Raw genomic sequence first — 12,303 nt, 5'->3', positions numbered from 1 at the left:
ACCTTTTCGAACGCCCCTTGACCCTTGGGTTAACGACCAAGGGGTATCGAATCACTTGACTTTAATGGGAAATACTTTTTCCAAATCGTTATGTGGACGAGGGATCACGTGTACCGCAACCAACTCACCCAAACGCTGAGCAACGACAGAGCCTGCATCCGTCGCCGCTTTACAAGAAGCCACATCACCACGGATCAGTGCCGTTACATAACCCGAGCCAATTTGCTGATAGCCAACAAGTTCGACACGTGCAGCCTTAACCATTGCATCTGATGCTTCGATTAATGCGGTTAACCCTTTTGTTTCTAGAATGCCTAATGCGTCCATTAATTTGTCCTCACTCAGACTTATTTGCTTGTGCTACGAGCTTTAGTAGCAGCCGGTTTTTCTTCTTCAGTAGTGATTGGGAAGATCGCTTCCAAGTCACCGTGTGGACGCGGGATCACATGAACAGCAACCACTTCGCCCAGGCGCTGTGCAGCCGCGGCACCTGCATCAGTCGCCGCTTTACACGCAGCTACGTCGCCACGAACCATTGCAGACACGATGCCGGAGCCGATTTGCTTGTAGCCAACCAGCTGTACACGTGCCGCTTTAACCATCGCATCAGACGCTTCAATCAGTGAAGTAAGTCCTTTGGTTTCGATAATGCCTAGCGCTTCCATTGTTAAATCCTCAGAGTTCTCTGTTGGTTAAAGTAAGTTATTGACACAGGCTGGATGCCAATACCGAAATATCAACGATATCGTTCGCACTACAGCCGCGAGATAAATCGTGCACCGGAGAAGCCAAGCCTTGTAGCATCGGTCCCAGTGCAATGTAGCCCCCCAAACGCTGGGCAACTTTGTAAGCGATATTGCCGGCATTAAGGGAAGGAAAAATAAACACATTGGCCTGACCGCCAAGGGGGCTGTCAGGCATTTTTTGAGCGGCAACGGCGGGCACGATAGCCGCGTCGAACTGCACTTCACCGTCAATAATCAAATCCGGCTGGCGTTGGCGAACGAGCTCAGTCGCTTCGCTAACCTTGCTAACCGTAGGATGAGCGGCACTGCCCTTGGTCGAAAACGACAGCATCGCAACACGCGGGGTATTACCCGTCAGTTGTTGATAGTTTCGTGCAGTATCAATGGCGATATCAGCCAACTGTTCGGCCGTAGGCAGCGGAATGACTCCTGCGTCAGAAAAGGCATGAACCTGTTCGCCGTCTGGTGAGAGCATCAGGAAGAAGCTAGACACCGTTTTCGAGCCCGGAGCCACGCCGGTACCACGTATTGCAGCCCGGATCACATCGCCCGTTGTCGAGATATTGCCGCCAATACATATATCAGCGTATCCCTGATCAACCATCATCATGGCGAAATCCAGCGGCTGCTTAAGCCTTTCAGTCGCCTCCTCAACCGAGATCGGCTTCCGTTGCTTAGCGACATAACTCTGGACCATTTCGTCAAAACAGCCAGCAGACTCCGGTGACAACAACGTCAGACATGGCACCGCAATACCGCTTCGGTGGGCAAGATCTCGTAGCTGGAAAGGGCTACCAAGCAAGATAGGTTCGGCCAGGCCGGCAAGCTTCATATCGTTGGCGGCATGGAGTAGACGCACGTCATTGGCATCCGGAAAGACAATTCGTTTCGGGCTCTTCAGACATTGGGTACGACACTGCTCAAGCAACTTCATGACGTAGGCCTCCCAGTACTGACTGCTGCCCTTTCTGGCACTGAAGCACTAGAATCATCACCACGTAAACCGCGCTCGATAGCCGGTTGAGGCCTGCGACGATATCGTCTCGTGTCAGCTTCATGCTGTGGTCCATATAAACCTGGCTAGCAGCAAGCTCTAGCTCCCGCACCAAGGCACGGAGGTAGTTCAACTGAGCCACTAACCCGCCGTAACTCACATCAGGCAACAGATGATCGTGGCCAAGATACCGCAATGGATGATGTGACCAGCGGTGTACCGTATCCGCACTGAACTCACCCAGTTCAGGTTCTGGCAACGGCTGCTCAGTAACTTCACATTGAAGGGTTTGTCCCAGGTAAGAACGGATATCGGCCAAGAAGCCCTGCAGCATTTCCGGTTGCTCGGACATTGCGCATTGCACCAGCACACAATAGCTAATACAGCTATCAAGCTTGCCACGGAGTTGGATCCGTGGATGCGTTTTAGGCACCAGCATTTGATCATTGAGGTGAGTCATCAATGCGGGTTTGTGCTCTACGTCAGAGCCACATAACATACAGGCATTCTCAGGGCGTACATTATTGTTCTTCAACGGATGTACCCGCTCTAGCGAGGCGCCTTTCTCTGTCTCGCTGGCAGCAAACACCTGACCTTTTTCATCTCGCCAGCGTACTGTGATCTGCTTTTCAGTCAGCATTTGCTGCGCTGACGGCGTAAAGCGAGTACCCGGAGGAAGATGAATTTCACCACCGTGACGCAGGCCTACATGCTGCCGCAAGTAGTCTTCGGTGATAAATGAAGGCGTAGCTGACTTGTCCATAGTTACGCCCACTCAACAGGATAAGTGATGTAGACATAACGAACGTGAGTCGGGGTGCCAAATTCCACAGAGCTGCCCTTAGGAATGAAAATTACATCCCCCGGTTTACCAATTGTGGTTCCGGCCGCAGTCTTAACGTGAAACTCACCTTCGAGGACAACATTGACCTCGTCATAGCACAGGGTCCACGGGAAGAACGCGTTCTCCCAGCCCATGTAGCCAACGCCCATATTGCTATTTTCTTGGGCGCCGATAACATCTGTCAGGCCAATATTTTTGCCAGGCGCCCCGTCAAATACGCCAAGCTGGACCGCATTGCCACGAACAAGTACGATGCCGTCATCGTTGATTTGACGCGGAGAATTCGGTGTTTGCTGATTAAAATCAGCCAGTGCCTTGGCAACGAGAGCTTGAATTAAATTGCTCTTTTCACCGTCAACATTGGCGAGCTTGGATTCAATTTCGGCCTGAATTTCTTTTGCCATCGCTGAAGCATCGTTGGCAGGCACTTCGGCAGGCTGAACCGCAACAGTCGGCGCTTTTTCCGGCGCGGAAGTCGCCGGTTGAGTGATCTGCGGTTGCGGCGCTAACGGCGCCTCATCGACGAACTCAATTCCTTCAACTTTTGCAACATCTCGAGCTTCTGGCGTAATAATAAAATCTTTCATGGGAGCAACAAGATAAGCACGGTTTTCCGCTTTTGCCTTGCGCACATCCGCAGCAGAGATTAATGTTTTCATTACTGCAATCCTTGGTGGTTTCACACAACTCATTCCAGCACTACGGGCTGGAACGAAAGTAAATGGTGATACAGCTGATCAATTGATGCCTGATCGAAAATGGATGTATGAAAATACGGCCCAGGAACACCGTGCTGCTTGAGAAGTGTGCCGGCTTTCGCACAGTCAGCCCCTTCGGCATCAACTTTACTGATCACCCCAACAATATTTTTGTTGGGATACACGCGTAACAGCCCACTAGGGGCACTAACCCGTTTTGCCGTAGCCGGTTGGAGGATCACAATTGTTTTGACTGACGATATCGTCGAAAGCAACGCGCCATTCCAAGAACGGTTATCAACAAACTCTCCCGGAGTATCAACAACACGCCCTTTATAAAATATCGGTGACTGTGTTTTCCCGGTATTAGTTTCTTGAACGATTAATTTATTAATAAGAGCTGATTTACCTGCATCAACCTCACCAATAAAGGCAATATTACCCAACTGATCCATTTTCATAATTTACGTTCTGGTTAAATCACAGGTGTTATAAGACAAGGTGTCACTAAGAACTCTTATCACCGTATTTAAAGATTCTTCTACAGCAGAAACACTGCCTGTAATAACAAGCGCCCCAGAAAAACGATCAAGAAAACCAATCCCAACATTCGCTGCTTTGGTTGCAATATCGCCTGCAATAATGGAGGTTTCACCTGGCGTCAAAGTTAAAATGCCTATCGCACCTTGGCTTTCAACGCCCACGCGTTCACATAACTCTTCAGTCGGATTTGCAACAAGATGCGCAAGTGTCACCTGCTTACCCGGCACAAACTCCTGAATGATACGCTCTTTACCAGCATCAATATCTATCATCAGATCACTTTTCAGAACAACATGAGTTTCCTATAATTTACACCTGAAATTAGAGCTATTACTCAACCTGTGTCACAGTTCTAATGTAAATAGTAATCACGTGTCATATGAAATACTGAAATCTTGAGCTTGATCACCTTATGCCTAGTGAGCATATGGGTATCCTATTAATTATCACCGTGAACTTATCAACAATATTCAAAGAATTGAAAACAATTAATTTAAACCATTAACAATATGGTTTAAATTAAAAATAAAAATCATATTTAAAACCCAGCAAATAGATTATTCACTTTTATTTGAACTTCTTATAGAAATAAATATTAATTATTTACGCTCTAAAATAATTAATATTGCTATCTGAGACCAATTACTTCCAGAGTTAACATAAATCCATAATAATCATTTCGATAAATTAATATCCCAAATAGCCTTTTATTGAAGTCAATAGCTCTTCCCTTACAACTCAGCCTTCATATGTCCCAATTCGTTCCTTATCTCTAACTTGTCCTTATTTTGATATTTAATGTACTTATATTTGTAATGCCCCCTCACTGAATTCTCTAAAATCGCCCCACTTCCACATCAAACATAAGATTACCAATGGCTAAAAAACCTCAACTATGGCTAATAATTGTTCTAATGATGTTTCCACAAATTGTAGAAACCATATACAGCCCAGTATTGCCACACATCGCCCATCAGTTTTCAGTGAGCGTAGAAACCGCAACCCAAACCCTGTCAGTCTATTTCACGGCCTTTGCTATAGGTGTTGTGTTTTGGGGGCGTATGGCAGATATCCTCGGCCGCCGATTCAGCATGCTGGCTGGTCTTTGCCTATACGGTGTTGGCGCAGCTCTTGCGATACTCGCAACCAGTTTCTCTATGATTATGATTGCAAGAATTCTGACAGCCTTCGGGGCAGCTGTTGGCTCTGTGGTTACCCAAACCATGCTGCGTGACAGTTATGAAGGTCCTGAGCTGGGTAAAGTGTTCTCGATTATGGGAATGGGGATTTCTGTCAGCCCAGTGCTAGGGCTGTTAAGTGGCGGTTTTCTAGCCGAACAAAGCGGACACTACGGTATATTTATGGCACTGATGGTTCTAGCCATTGTACTGGTGACTGCAACAATACTTCGTTTGCCCGAGACACGACCGGACTCAGTCAATGCTGTTCCTCTTACAACGTTGCTGGCAACAATGCTACGGGACAGCCAGATCTGGAAAAATGCGATTCTAGTTGCATTGTTTAACCTGATGTTATTTAGCTATTACTCACTGGCACCGTTCATCTTTTCCGACATGGGATTGAACTCAGAACATTTTGGCTACAGTGGCTTTGCTCTTGCGCTAGGCTCTCTTCTTGGCAGCATTGCCAACAAGCGTCTGCTGCAGAAAAAGCTAGAAGCCCAGACACTGGTTAACGCTGCAAGTATCCTGGCGCTGGTTGCCGCGATAGGTGTCTACCTGACACAGCATAGCTTACTGTTTCTGCTACCGATGATGGTTGTCGTAGTTTGTTTTGGTATCGCTATTCCTAATATTTTGGGTAGTGCACTAGCTAGCTATAAAGCTAGCGCTGGTACAGCAGGGGCCACCTTTGGCCTAATGTACTATTTAATGCTGGGCGCATTACTGGGTATTGCCGGAATGATTCACAACTTGGGGATTGTACTCATTGCCGCTGGAGTGATAGCGGTAGCCACAGTCTTGCTGGTGAATTTTCGTCGTACAATCTAGTAACTTGTCAAAAAGATACTAGTCCTCGATATATAAAAAAGCCGAAACGAATTATTCGTTTCGGCTTTTATTGTTATCCCATACTACTTCATGATGCAGAAGAACCATCTTGAATCATAATAATACCGCTTAAAGTGCAATAGGTTTATTCTGGCTAAGCAGTTTCAGGCCCTGGATATGCTTAACAAACCATTTCACGATAGCCAACGCAGCAATGATTAGGCCAACAACCGGAATTGCACTAAGTAACTTATCCAAAAACGGACTGTGAACCCAATATTCCGCACCGGCAACCATGCCGGTCATTGTCGCCGCAGTTACACCAAGCACCACAAAGAAAGTAAAAAACAAAAAGAAAGTGCGAATGATGGTGTAGTAATGGCTGTAAGTCAGCTCATCGGTACCTTTGTTCAGCTTGTAAGCGGCATATATTACCGCAACAATACCTGAAAGCATTAAGGTTAAAGGCGTCAGAAAGCTTGCAATGTAAGCAAAACGAACACCACTTTTATTATCACTGGACATAAATTTGACCTGATATCATCGTCATTAATATGATAATTATCACACGAAATTTAGCCACTTCAAGCGGGTGTGATTGTTACGATGATCCGGATCAAGCGATTCCGCTAGAGTCCGTTATAACGACCTAAACGAACAAAGGCCCAAGCATAATACTCAGGCCGTTGGTGAGATTTCAGGTAAAGATTACAGCTCTTCAGTCGGTTCTGTTACTTCGCTTCCATCCTTAATGCGCTTATGGCCTTCCTGCAAGTGTACAAAATCAACTAGATCATCACTTCCCACCTGAAAAGCCTGCCCGAAACCTTTAACGAACAGGCCCTGCGTTGGCTCCAACCGGAACAAAGTAAAGTCCTCAAGGCCTCTCAGCCCATCGACAATCTCGCCAAAGCGCGCTTTCAAGCCTGCGACCGCTTCTAGCCAGCGCTCGGTATTGCGCTCAACGACAACTACATTTGCTTCAAACGTCAGGCGCTTACGAGCATAAATTGTTTTCGACGTACCCTCGTCTTCAATCATCATCAAAGAGACTTGAGGGTTTTCTAGTAGATTACGCGCATGCTTGGCAATTTGGCTAATCAGTACATAATAGCCATCATCCAGCAAAGCAAACGGCGCGTAGCTTACATTTGGCTTACCATCAGCATCAACCGTAGCCAATTGCAGAGTCAGGCATGCTTCGCGAAACTCTTTAATCTCCGGGCCAAGCCGGTTTTGAAGGCGTTCTTGCTTTACTTGATTCATTGTTACTTTTCTCCGAGATTTTGTTGTTTTAATTGTTTGAATTTTTCGATTTGTTCAGGGAATAGCTGACGCTGTTTGTCACGACCTAGATAGACTTTAAATACACACTGGCCATCTTGAGCAAAGAAGCCAATGAAGTAACTTTCCTGTCCCATAAATGGTTTGCTGACAAGAGCAATGTCAGTCACCAAATCCAGGCGTAGGTGGCCATGCAGCTCCCCGGCTTTTCCCATCAGGTTATAATAACCCCGTGCCTCTTTCCCTTTGGGAAAAGGCGCTTTCACCTCAAAAATTGAGCCCATGGAATGCACGATGGTTGTCACCGGCCCCCATGATGGAAGATCTTCGAGAATTTGTTTTGCTTTTTCGCCTGCTACAGTGACAACCAGCTCTTCCGGATAGGCCATCACAACCTCACCTTCGGTTACGCCAAGTTCTTCGGCAATAGCCATGGCGTGGAGTTTAGGATCGGCGGCAAGCTGCTCTGCAACTTGTGACTTCAGTGCATCAAATGAAATTTTCTCGAACACAATTACTCCCCAGATAGTACCGTCTGCTGATTTTCGTTTTGATCTTAATAACGGCGTTTTTTTATTTAGTTTCCAGAACTATTCAAAACAGTTCTGAGTGTTGTTAAAGCTATAGTTCAATTCTAGGCGGCTTTCGACTGCTGCCCTTTCTGCAATACTTCGATCATGGCCTGTGCCAGAGAAACGGACCAGAATTCACCAGCCAGGGTCAATGACAAATATTCACCGTTTACATTTACTAATCCGTTTCGTTGCCAAACTTCAAACAAAGGACGGCAGTAATGAAAGACATCTCGCTCAAACTTGGAAATAAAATCTTTGGCTGACAGAAAACCACGGTCAAAACTTGCCTTTATTTCAGAGTGCAAGGCAGCTTGGGGGGACGAGCGGGTCATCATCGCCAGCGGGATATCTCCTGCATTTACAGCATCAATATAGGTATCTAAATTACGGTGCTGCATGAAACCAAATCCACCGACATTACCACCCGCTCCTGCCCCCAAAGGCAGCACTTCAGCCGACGTTTTAGCCAGGCTGTTATATATGCTGCGTTCTCTGTTATCTCGTGCCCAATGATTCACACTTAGGCGCCTTAAATGATGCTCAGCCATAAAATTAACGCCAGTCTCAAACATGGTCGCTTTCATCGGAGTATCCGCAGGCTCAGGCAGGCGGCCCTGGTCAATCATTCCTTTCATCGGGGTGCCCCCCATCTCAATGAGCTGATATAAGTCAACGCCATGGGCACCGCTTTCTAAAAAATCATTCAAATCTTGATGCCAGATCTCAAGGTCTTGATAAGGAAGCCCAAACAGTAAATCAATCACGATTGGCGCCGCATTCGTTGCACTCAAGGATTGAATACGCTTCAGGACAGGCTCTCGGTCATCCAATCGCTTGGCTTTTCTGCGCACTTTGGTATCAAAACTCTGCACGCCAAAAGAAAAGCGATTAAAGCCCCCCTCCAACGCAGCGTCAAACATACGATCATCAAAGCGATTAATCCGCCCTTCAAGCGTCAGCTCGCAGTCTGTTGTCAACGGAAAGTGCTGACGAATCATCTGGCCTAGCCGAGTGATCTGCTCCGGCGTCAAGTCAGTAGGCGTACCGCCACCAATATATACCGCATGAAATGGAGCCGTTTGAGTCCACGGCATTTGTGCCTTAAACACCAATTCGCTCATCAATGCTTCAAAGTAAGCATCAATCAGAGACTGACTAGATGCATACTGAAAGAAATTACAATACGTACACCGCACCCGACAGAAAGGAACATGGACATACAGACAGCGCTTTTGAGGTGATTCGGGTTTTACACAAAGCGCCGCCAGAGCCTGCAACTGGCGCTCTTCTTCTGAAACCATGGCACTCATTCCGCCAGCATGCGCCGAACGTTTGTTCTGGAAGGCAAAACGCAATGGATCTGGGGTATTTTTCCCCGTCACGTCATAACCCAGGTTATCAGGGTTGATTTGTTGTTCTCTATTCATAGGTAATACGAGCTAACGGACGTCAACTCCTCCTCAACAGGTATCTTTACCGGCTATCCAATCAATCATCAAATCAGGTATTACAACCGCATTGATTCCAGGTTGAGCAACATGTATCGCCGCTGACTTATACCCTGGCGACTTGGGTATGTACTTTCTTTTATTGAGCGACTACCACCTGATATCCAAAGCGTGTTGGCATCCGCTTCGAACAAGCAAAAACTTGCCACCAAATGATAATAACTCCTATTTGGGTGCAATATATCCATACAAAGAAGATATTGCAAATGATAATTGATATTATTCGCATTTCATGGATAATGAGAACCAATCTCAGACTGGAGTGATTTTTGATAAGTCACTCAATACCTTTTTTATCGTTAATTCAGTTAGTTAAAAGCATTATTTAGCTTCATTCAAAAATGCTTTTTAACTGGCAACGTAATAAGCGACATAGGCTAGGTGACAAAAGTGAACACGAAACGATACGTAATTGCTGGCACAGCATCAATAATCATACATAGTGTTGTACTCTCAGCGGTTCCCAATACAATGGTGATGGCTATGCCTGTCGGTACCGAATCCACCAGGGTATCGTTGAATCTCGTCTCGGCTCCCAAGCCAACCCCACAGCCTGTCGCTGAAACCCAAGTGGTTCAGGAAACCATACCTGTCGCCAAACCCAAGTCAATTGAAAAACAAACAGCGGTAAAGAAACTGGTTAAAAAGAAAAAACCGGAAGTCACTCAAGATAAACCGATAGAGAAAACCATAACCAAAACAAAGAAAGAACCGCCCAAGAAACCCGAGGAAAAAACCGCCAAAACGGTAACGAAACCGCAACCAGAAAAAAAAGTGGCCAAAAAAGAAACTAAGCCTGCGAACGCTAAACCGGTTGTTGAAAACCAACCGGAAGTAAAAGCACAGGCAGCTTCGGGGGTAAACAGCTCACCCAAGCTTGTTACCCAGCCAACTTTTTCAACCAGCCCGAGTCCGGTTAAGTACCCGAGACTGGCTAAACGGCGCGGGATCGAAGGTCAAGTGATGGTCGAAGTTTGGCTCGATCCGAATGGCAAACAAATTAAGCACACGCTGGTGAAATCTTCAGGCGCCCAGGTACTCGACAAGGCAGCACTTGAGGCCATCAAACGCTGGCACTTTTCTTCACATATTATCGATGGGCAAGCCATTGCCCATCGCGTACAGATCCCTGTTCGTTTTGAGTTGGATTAAATAATGGACACTATTAATAACCTACAAAATCAATTTGGCCTCATGGCTTGGCCTCTTCTCATCTGCTCGGCACTCACCATCATGATTTTGTTAGAGAGAAGCATACAAGTTCTGCTCTGTACCGGCGTTGGTCGAGGCAAAATCAATGCATTGCTGGCCAGGCAAAACCGTGATAGTGAAGAGGTGCTTGATCAGCTCGCAACTGAACTTAAACAGCAGCGACCTTTGCTTTACAAAGGGGTGGCAATGCTGATCTCCCACCGTCACTTCAACAAACCGCTACGCGAGGACGCCGCCGGTATTTGGCTCCAACAGAAACGGACCCAGCTTCGTTCTGGGCTTCGTCTACTAACGCTGATTGGTGTGATTAGCCCATTACTTGGGCTACTGGGCACAGTGTTAGGTTTGATTGAGATGTTCAAAGGTATCGCGGCAACAACGGGCTCTGTAACACCAAACGATCTTGCCGACGGGCTGGGTTTAGCTATGCGTACCACGGCTGCCGGCCTGATTATCGCGCTTCCCGCCATTACCGGGGCGCAATTACTTGGTCTATGGGCCGACAAGGTAACCTCCAAACTCGAGCACACCCTGAATCACTGCAACCTATGGCTTGAAGGGCTAAGCCTCGACCCTAACTGCCAACCTAAAACTGTACCGCCTGTTAACGTCAGCGAGGTCACGCAATGATCCGAGTAACAGACGACTTCAATAGTGGGGATGATCTTAAACCCGATCTGACCCCACTGCTGGATATCATCTTCATCGTGATGGTATTTCTGTTGCTGACAGCCAGCGTGAAGTTGCAGTCACTTGAGGTGGAACTGCCTCAGACGGAAACCAAAACATTACAGACAACCGAGGCGGATCCTATTACGGTCAACCTCACCGCTGAACCACCATACTGGGCTCTTCAGGGTAACCCTATCGAAAGCTGGGACGAGCTCAAGCAAGCACTGCTCAAAGAAGTTAAAGCTGGGCCAGATAAACCCGTAGTCATTGGCGCAGACAAAGCCGGTTCAGTTGAAAACATGCTCAAACTACTCGCATTTCTCCAGCAACACGAAATAAAAGCAACACAATTATTAATGGAAGAGGACAAATCATGAAGCGTATTGCTCTGGCTACCGCATTACTTATTTCGACTAGTTCCGCCTGGGCTAACGAACGCATCATCAGTGCCGGTGCTGCGATTACAGAAATAATCTACGCACTCGATGCTGAAAAACAGTTAGTCGCTGTCGACGCTACCAGTAAATCGATGATAGATGAATCTATTCCGACACTCGGCTACCACCGCCAGTTGTCAGCGGAAAGCTTAATTGCCCTCAACCCAAGCCGCATTTTAGGCTCCAACGAAATGGGTCCTCAATCAACACTGGATCTGATAAAGCAGGCAGGTGTTGACATTAATATCCTGAACTCAGGTGAAGCGGTAAACGATTTGCTTACCCGTATTGAAGAAATTGGTACGCTAACCGGGAAAGAAGACAAGGCAGCTCAACTGCAAACCAAAGTAAAACAACAAGTTGAAACCATCAGCGCCGCTCTTGCTAATCAGACAAAAGCCAAGAAAGTGCTGTTTTTGATGATTCATGATGGTCGGCCGGCCAATGTTGCCGGGCGCAATACCACGGCAGATACCGTCATCCAGCTAGCTGGCGCTATCAACCCTGCAGCCAGTGCGGTAACTGCCTACAAACCGATATCCACCGAAGCCATGATCGAGATGCAGCCAGACATCATTCTTATTAGTTCTCGTACTTTACATTCGCTCGGCAGCACCGACAAATTGCTTGAAAAGATGCCCCAACTGGCAGCAACACCGGCTGGGCAAAACAAAGCAATTGCAACTATCGACGGCACGGCACTTATTGGCGGTCTTGGTCTGAAAAGCCTGAGTGAAGCCGAACGCCTAAATAACGTGTTCTACGCAAACTGAGTCTG

Annotated in this window: 16 protein-coding genes; 5 read left to right on the top strand and 11 right to left on the bottom strand. The window is 46.9% G+C overall.

Annotated features, from left to right (window positions below; translation table 11 throughout):
• Positions 1-51: 51 nt before the first annotated feature.
• From eutM (MD588_RS03020) to MD588_RS02990, 7 genes are read right to left on the bottom strand one after another with little or no spacing between them, the layout of a single operon-like run.
• Positions 52-327, bottom strand: a complete 276-nt coding sequence (gene eutM / locus MD588_RS03020) for an ethanolamine utilization microcompartment protein EutM (protein ID WP_265695345.1) — start codon at positions 325-327, stop codon at positions 52-54.
• Positions 328-347: 20 nt separating this feature from the next.
• Positions 348-665 carry an ethanolamine utilization microcompartment protein EutM gene (gene eutM / locus MD588_RS03015; RefSeq protein ID WP_265695344.1) on the bottom strand — a complete coding sequence of 106 codons (318 nt, stop codon included), beginning with the start codon at positions 663-665 and terminating at the stop codon, positions 348-350.
• 37 nt (positions 666-702) lie between these two features.
• Positions 703-1,680 carry a phosphate acetyltransferase gene (pta, locus tag MD588_RS03010; protein WP_265695343.1) on the bottom strand — a complete coding sequence of 326 codons (978 nt, stop codon included), beginning with the start codon at positions 1,678-1,680 and terminating at the stop codon, positions 703-705.
• Positions 1,667-2,503 carry an ethanolamine utilization cob(I)yrinic acid a,c-diamide adenosyltransferase EutT gene (gene eutT, locus MD588_RS03005; protein ID WP_265695341.1) on the bottom strand — a complete coding sequence of 279 codons (837 nt, stop codon included), beginning with the start codon at positions 2,501-2,503 and terminating at the stop codon, positions 1,667-1,669. Before eutT ends, pta begins: the two co-directional genes overlap by 14 nt.
• Before the next feature lie 2 nt (positions 2,504-2,505).
• Complete coding sequence (eutQ, locus tag MD588_RS03000) at positions 2,506-3,243, bottom strand: ethanolamine utilization acetate kinase EutQ (protein WP_265695339.1); 738 nt, start codon at positions 3,241-3,243, stop codon at positions 2,506-2,508.
• A 29-nt stretch (positions 3,244-3,272) separates the two neighbouring features.
• Entirely contained in the window at positions 3,273-3,743 is a 471-nt protein-coding gene (locus MD588_RS02995; protein ID WP_265695338.1) for a EutP/PduV family microcompartment system protein, read from the bottom strand.
• A gap of 3 nt (positions 3,744-3,746) precedes the next feature.
• Entirely contained in the window at positions 3,747-4,097 is a 351-nt protein-coding gene (locus tag MD588_RS02990; RefSeq protein ID WP_265695336.1) for a BMC domain-containing protein, read from the bottom strand.
• 603 nt (positions 4,098-4,700) lie between these two features.
• On the opposite strand from MD588_RS02990, the gene MD588_RS02985 reads away from it, so the two are divergent.
• On the top strand, positions 4,701-5,837 hold the full coding sequence (locus MD588_RS02985) for a multidrug effflux MFS transporter (RefSeq protein WP_265695334.1): 1,137 nt from the start codon (positions 4,701-4,703) through the stop codon (positions 5,835-5,837).
• A 129-nt stretch (positions 5,838-5,966) separates the two neighbouring features.
• Here MD588_RS02985 and MD588_RS02980 read toward each other — a convergent pair whose 3' ends face one another.
• The 4 genes from MD588_RS02980 to hutW all read right to left on the bottom strand — a co-directional run bounded on the left by MD588_RS02980 (position 5,967) and on the right by hutW (position 9,123).
• Entirely contained in the window at positions 5,967-6,362 is a 396-nt protein-coding gene (locus MD588_RS02980; protein ID WP_265695333.1) for a hypothetical protein, read from the bottom strand.
• Between the two features lie 183 nt (positions 6,363-6,545).
• Positions 6,546-7,103 carry a heme utilization protein HutZ gene (gene hutZ, locus MD588_RS02975; RefSeq protein ID WP_265695331.1) on the bottom strand — a complete coding sequence of 186 codons (558 nt, stop codon included), beginning with the start codon at positions 7,101-7,103 and terminating at the stop codon, positions 6,546-6,548.
• A 2-nt stretch (positions 7,104-7,105) separates the two neighbouring features.
• Positions 7,106-7,633 carry a heme utilization cystosolic carrier protein HutX gene (gene hutX / locus MD588_RS02970; protein WP_265695329.1) on the bottom strand — a complete coding sequence of 176 codons (528 nt, stop codon included), beginning with the start codon at positions 7,631-7,633 and terminating at the stop codon, positions 7,106-7,108.
• A 122-nt stretch (positions 7,634-7,755) separates the two neighbouring features.
• The gene (hutW, locus tag MD588_RS02965) at positions 7,756-9,123 is read right to left on the bottom strand and encodes a heme anaerobic degradation radical SAM methyltransferase ChuW/HutW (protein WP_265695327.1); all 1,368 of its coding nucleotides are present in this window, start codon (positions 9,121-9,123) and stop codon (positions 7,756-7,758) included.
• Positions 9,124-9,594: 471 nt separating this feature from the next.
• On the opposite strand from hutW, the gene MD588_RS02960 reads away from it, so the two are divergent.
• Genes MD588_RS02960 through MD588_RS02945 form a run of 4 tightly spaced genes read left to right on the top strand, consistent with a single transcriptional unit; the run spans position 9,595 to position 12,298 of the window.
• Positions 9,595-10,356, top strand: a complete 762-nt coding sequence (locus MD588_RS02960; RefSeq protein ID WP_265695325.1) for an energy transducer TonB — start codon at positions 9,595-9,597, stop codon at positions 10,354-10,356.
• A gap of 3 nt (positions 10,357-10,359) precedes the next feature.
• Complete coding sequence (locus tag MD588_RS02955) at positions 10,360-11,046, top strand: MotA/TolQ/ExbB proton channel family protein (protein WP_265695324.1); 687 nt, start codon at positions 10,360-10,362, stop codon at positions 11,044-11,046.
• Entirely contained in the window at positions 11,043-11,465 is a 423-nt protein-coding gene (locus MD588_RS02950) for an ExbD/TolR family protein (protein WP_265695323.1), read from the top strand. The genes MD588_RS02955 and MD588_RS02950 overlap by 4 nt, the downstream gene beginning before the upstream one ends.
• The gene (locus MD588_RS02945) at positions 11,462-12,298 is read left to right on the top strand and encodes a heme/hemin ABC transporter substrate-binding protein (protein WP_265695321.1); all 837 of its coding nucleotides are present in this window, start codon (positions 11,462-11,464) and stop codon (positions 12,296-12,298) included. Before MD588_RS02950 ends, MD588_RS02945 begins: the two co-directional genes overlap by 4 nt.
• Positions 12,299-12,303: the final 5 nt, after the last annotated feature.

The sequence above is a fragment of the Photobacterium obscurum genome (assembly GCF_026191635.1).
GTDB classification, from domain to species: domain Bacteria; phylum Pseudomonadota; class Gammaproteobacteria; order Enterobacterales; family Vibrionaceae; genus Photobacterium; species Photobacterium obscurum.
Note: the sequence above shows the minus strand (reverse complement) of the source record. Positions and strands in the feature narration are given on the sequence as shown.

Coding starts and splice junctions, on each gene's coding strand:
- MD588_RS02955 (WP_265695324.1), top strand. CDS start 10,360: ATGGACACTATTAATAACCTACAAAATCAATTTGGCCTCATGGCTTGG.
- eutM (WP_265695344.1), bottom strand. CDS start 665: ATGGAAGCGCTAGGCATTATCGAAACCAAAGGACTTACTTCACTGATT.
- eutM (WP_265695345.1), bottom strand. CDS start 327: ATGGACGCATTAGGCATTCTAGAAACAAAAGGGTTAACCGCATTAATC.
- eutT (WP_265695341.1), bottom strand. CDS start 2,503: ATGGACAAGTCAGCTACGCCTTCATTTATCACCGAAGACTACTTGCGG.
- MD588_RS02995 (WP_265695338.1), bottom strand. CDS start 3,743: ATGAAAATGGATCAGTTGGGTAATATTGCCTTTATTGGTGAGGTTGAT.
- hutZ (WP_265695331.1), bottom strand. CDS start 7,103: ATGAATCAAGTAAAGCAAGAACGCCTTCAAAACCGGCTTGGCCCGGAG.
- MD588_RS02980 (WP_265695333.1), bottom strand. CDS start 6,362: ATGTCCAGTGATAATAAAAGTGGTGTTCGTTTTGCTTACATTGCAAGC.
- MD588_RS02985 (WP_265695334.1), top strand. CDS start 4,701: ATGGCTAAAAAACCTCAACTATGGCTAATAATTGTTCTAATGATGTTT.
- pta (WP_265695343.1), bottom strand. CDS start 1,680: ATGAAGTTGCTTGAGCAGTGTCGTACCCAATGTCTGAAGAGCCCGAAA.
- MD588_RS02945 (WP_265695321.1), top strand. CDS start 11,462: ATGAAGCGTATTGCTCTGGCTACCGCATTACTTATTTCGACTAGTTCC.
- MD588_RS02950 (WP_265695323.1), top strand. CDS start 11,043: ATGATCCGAGTAACAGACGACTTCAATAGTGGGGATGATCTTAAACCC.
- hutW (WP_265695327.1), bottom strand. CDS start 9,123: ATGAATAGAGAACAACAAATCAACCCTGATAACCTGGGTTATGACGTG.
- MD588_RS02990 (WP_265695336.1), bottom strand. CDS start 4,097: ATGATAGATATTGATGCTGGTAAAGAGCGTATCATTCAGGAGTTTGTG.
- eutQ (WP_265695339.1), bottom strand. CDS start 3,243: ATGAAAACATTAATCTCTGCTGCGGATGTGCGCAAGGCAAAAGCGGAA.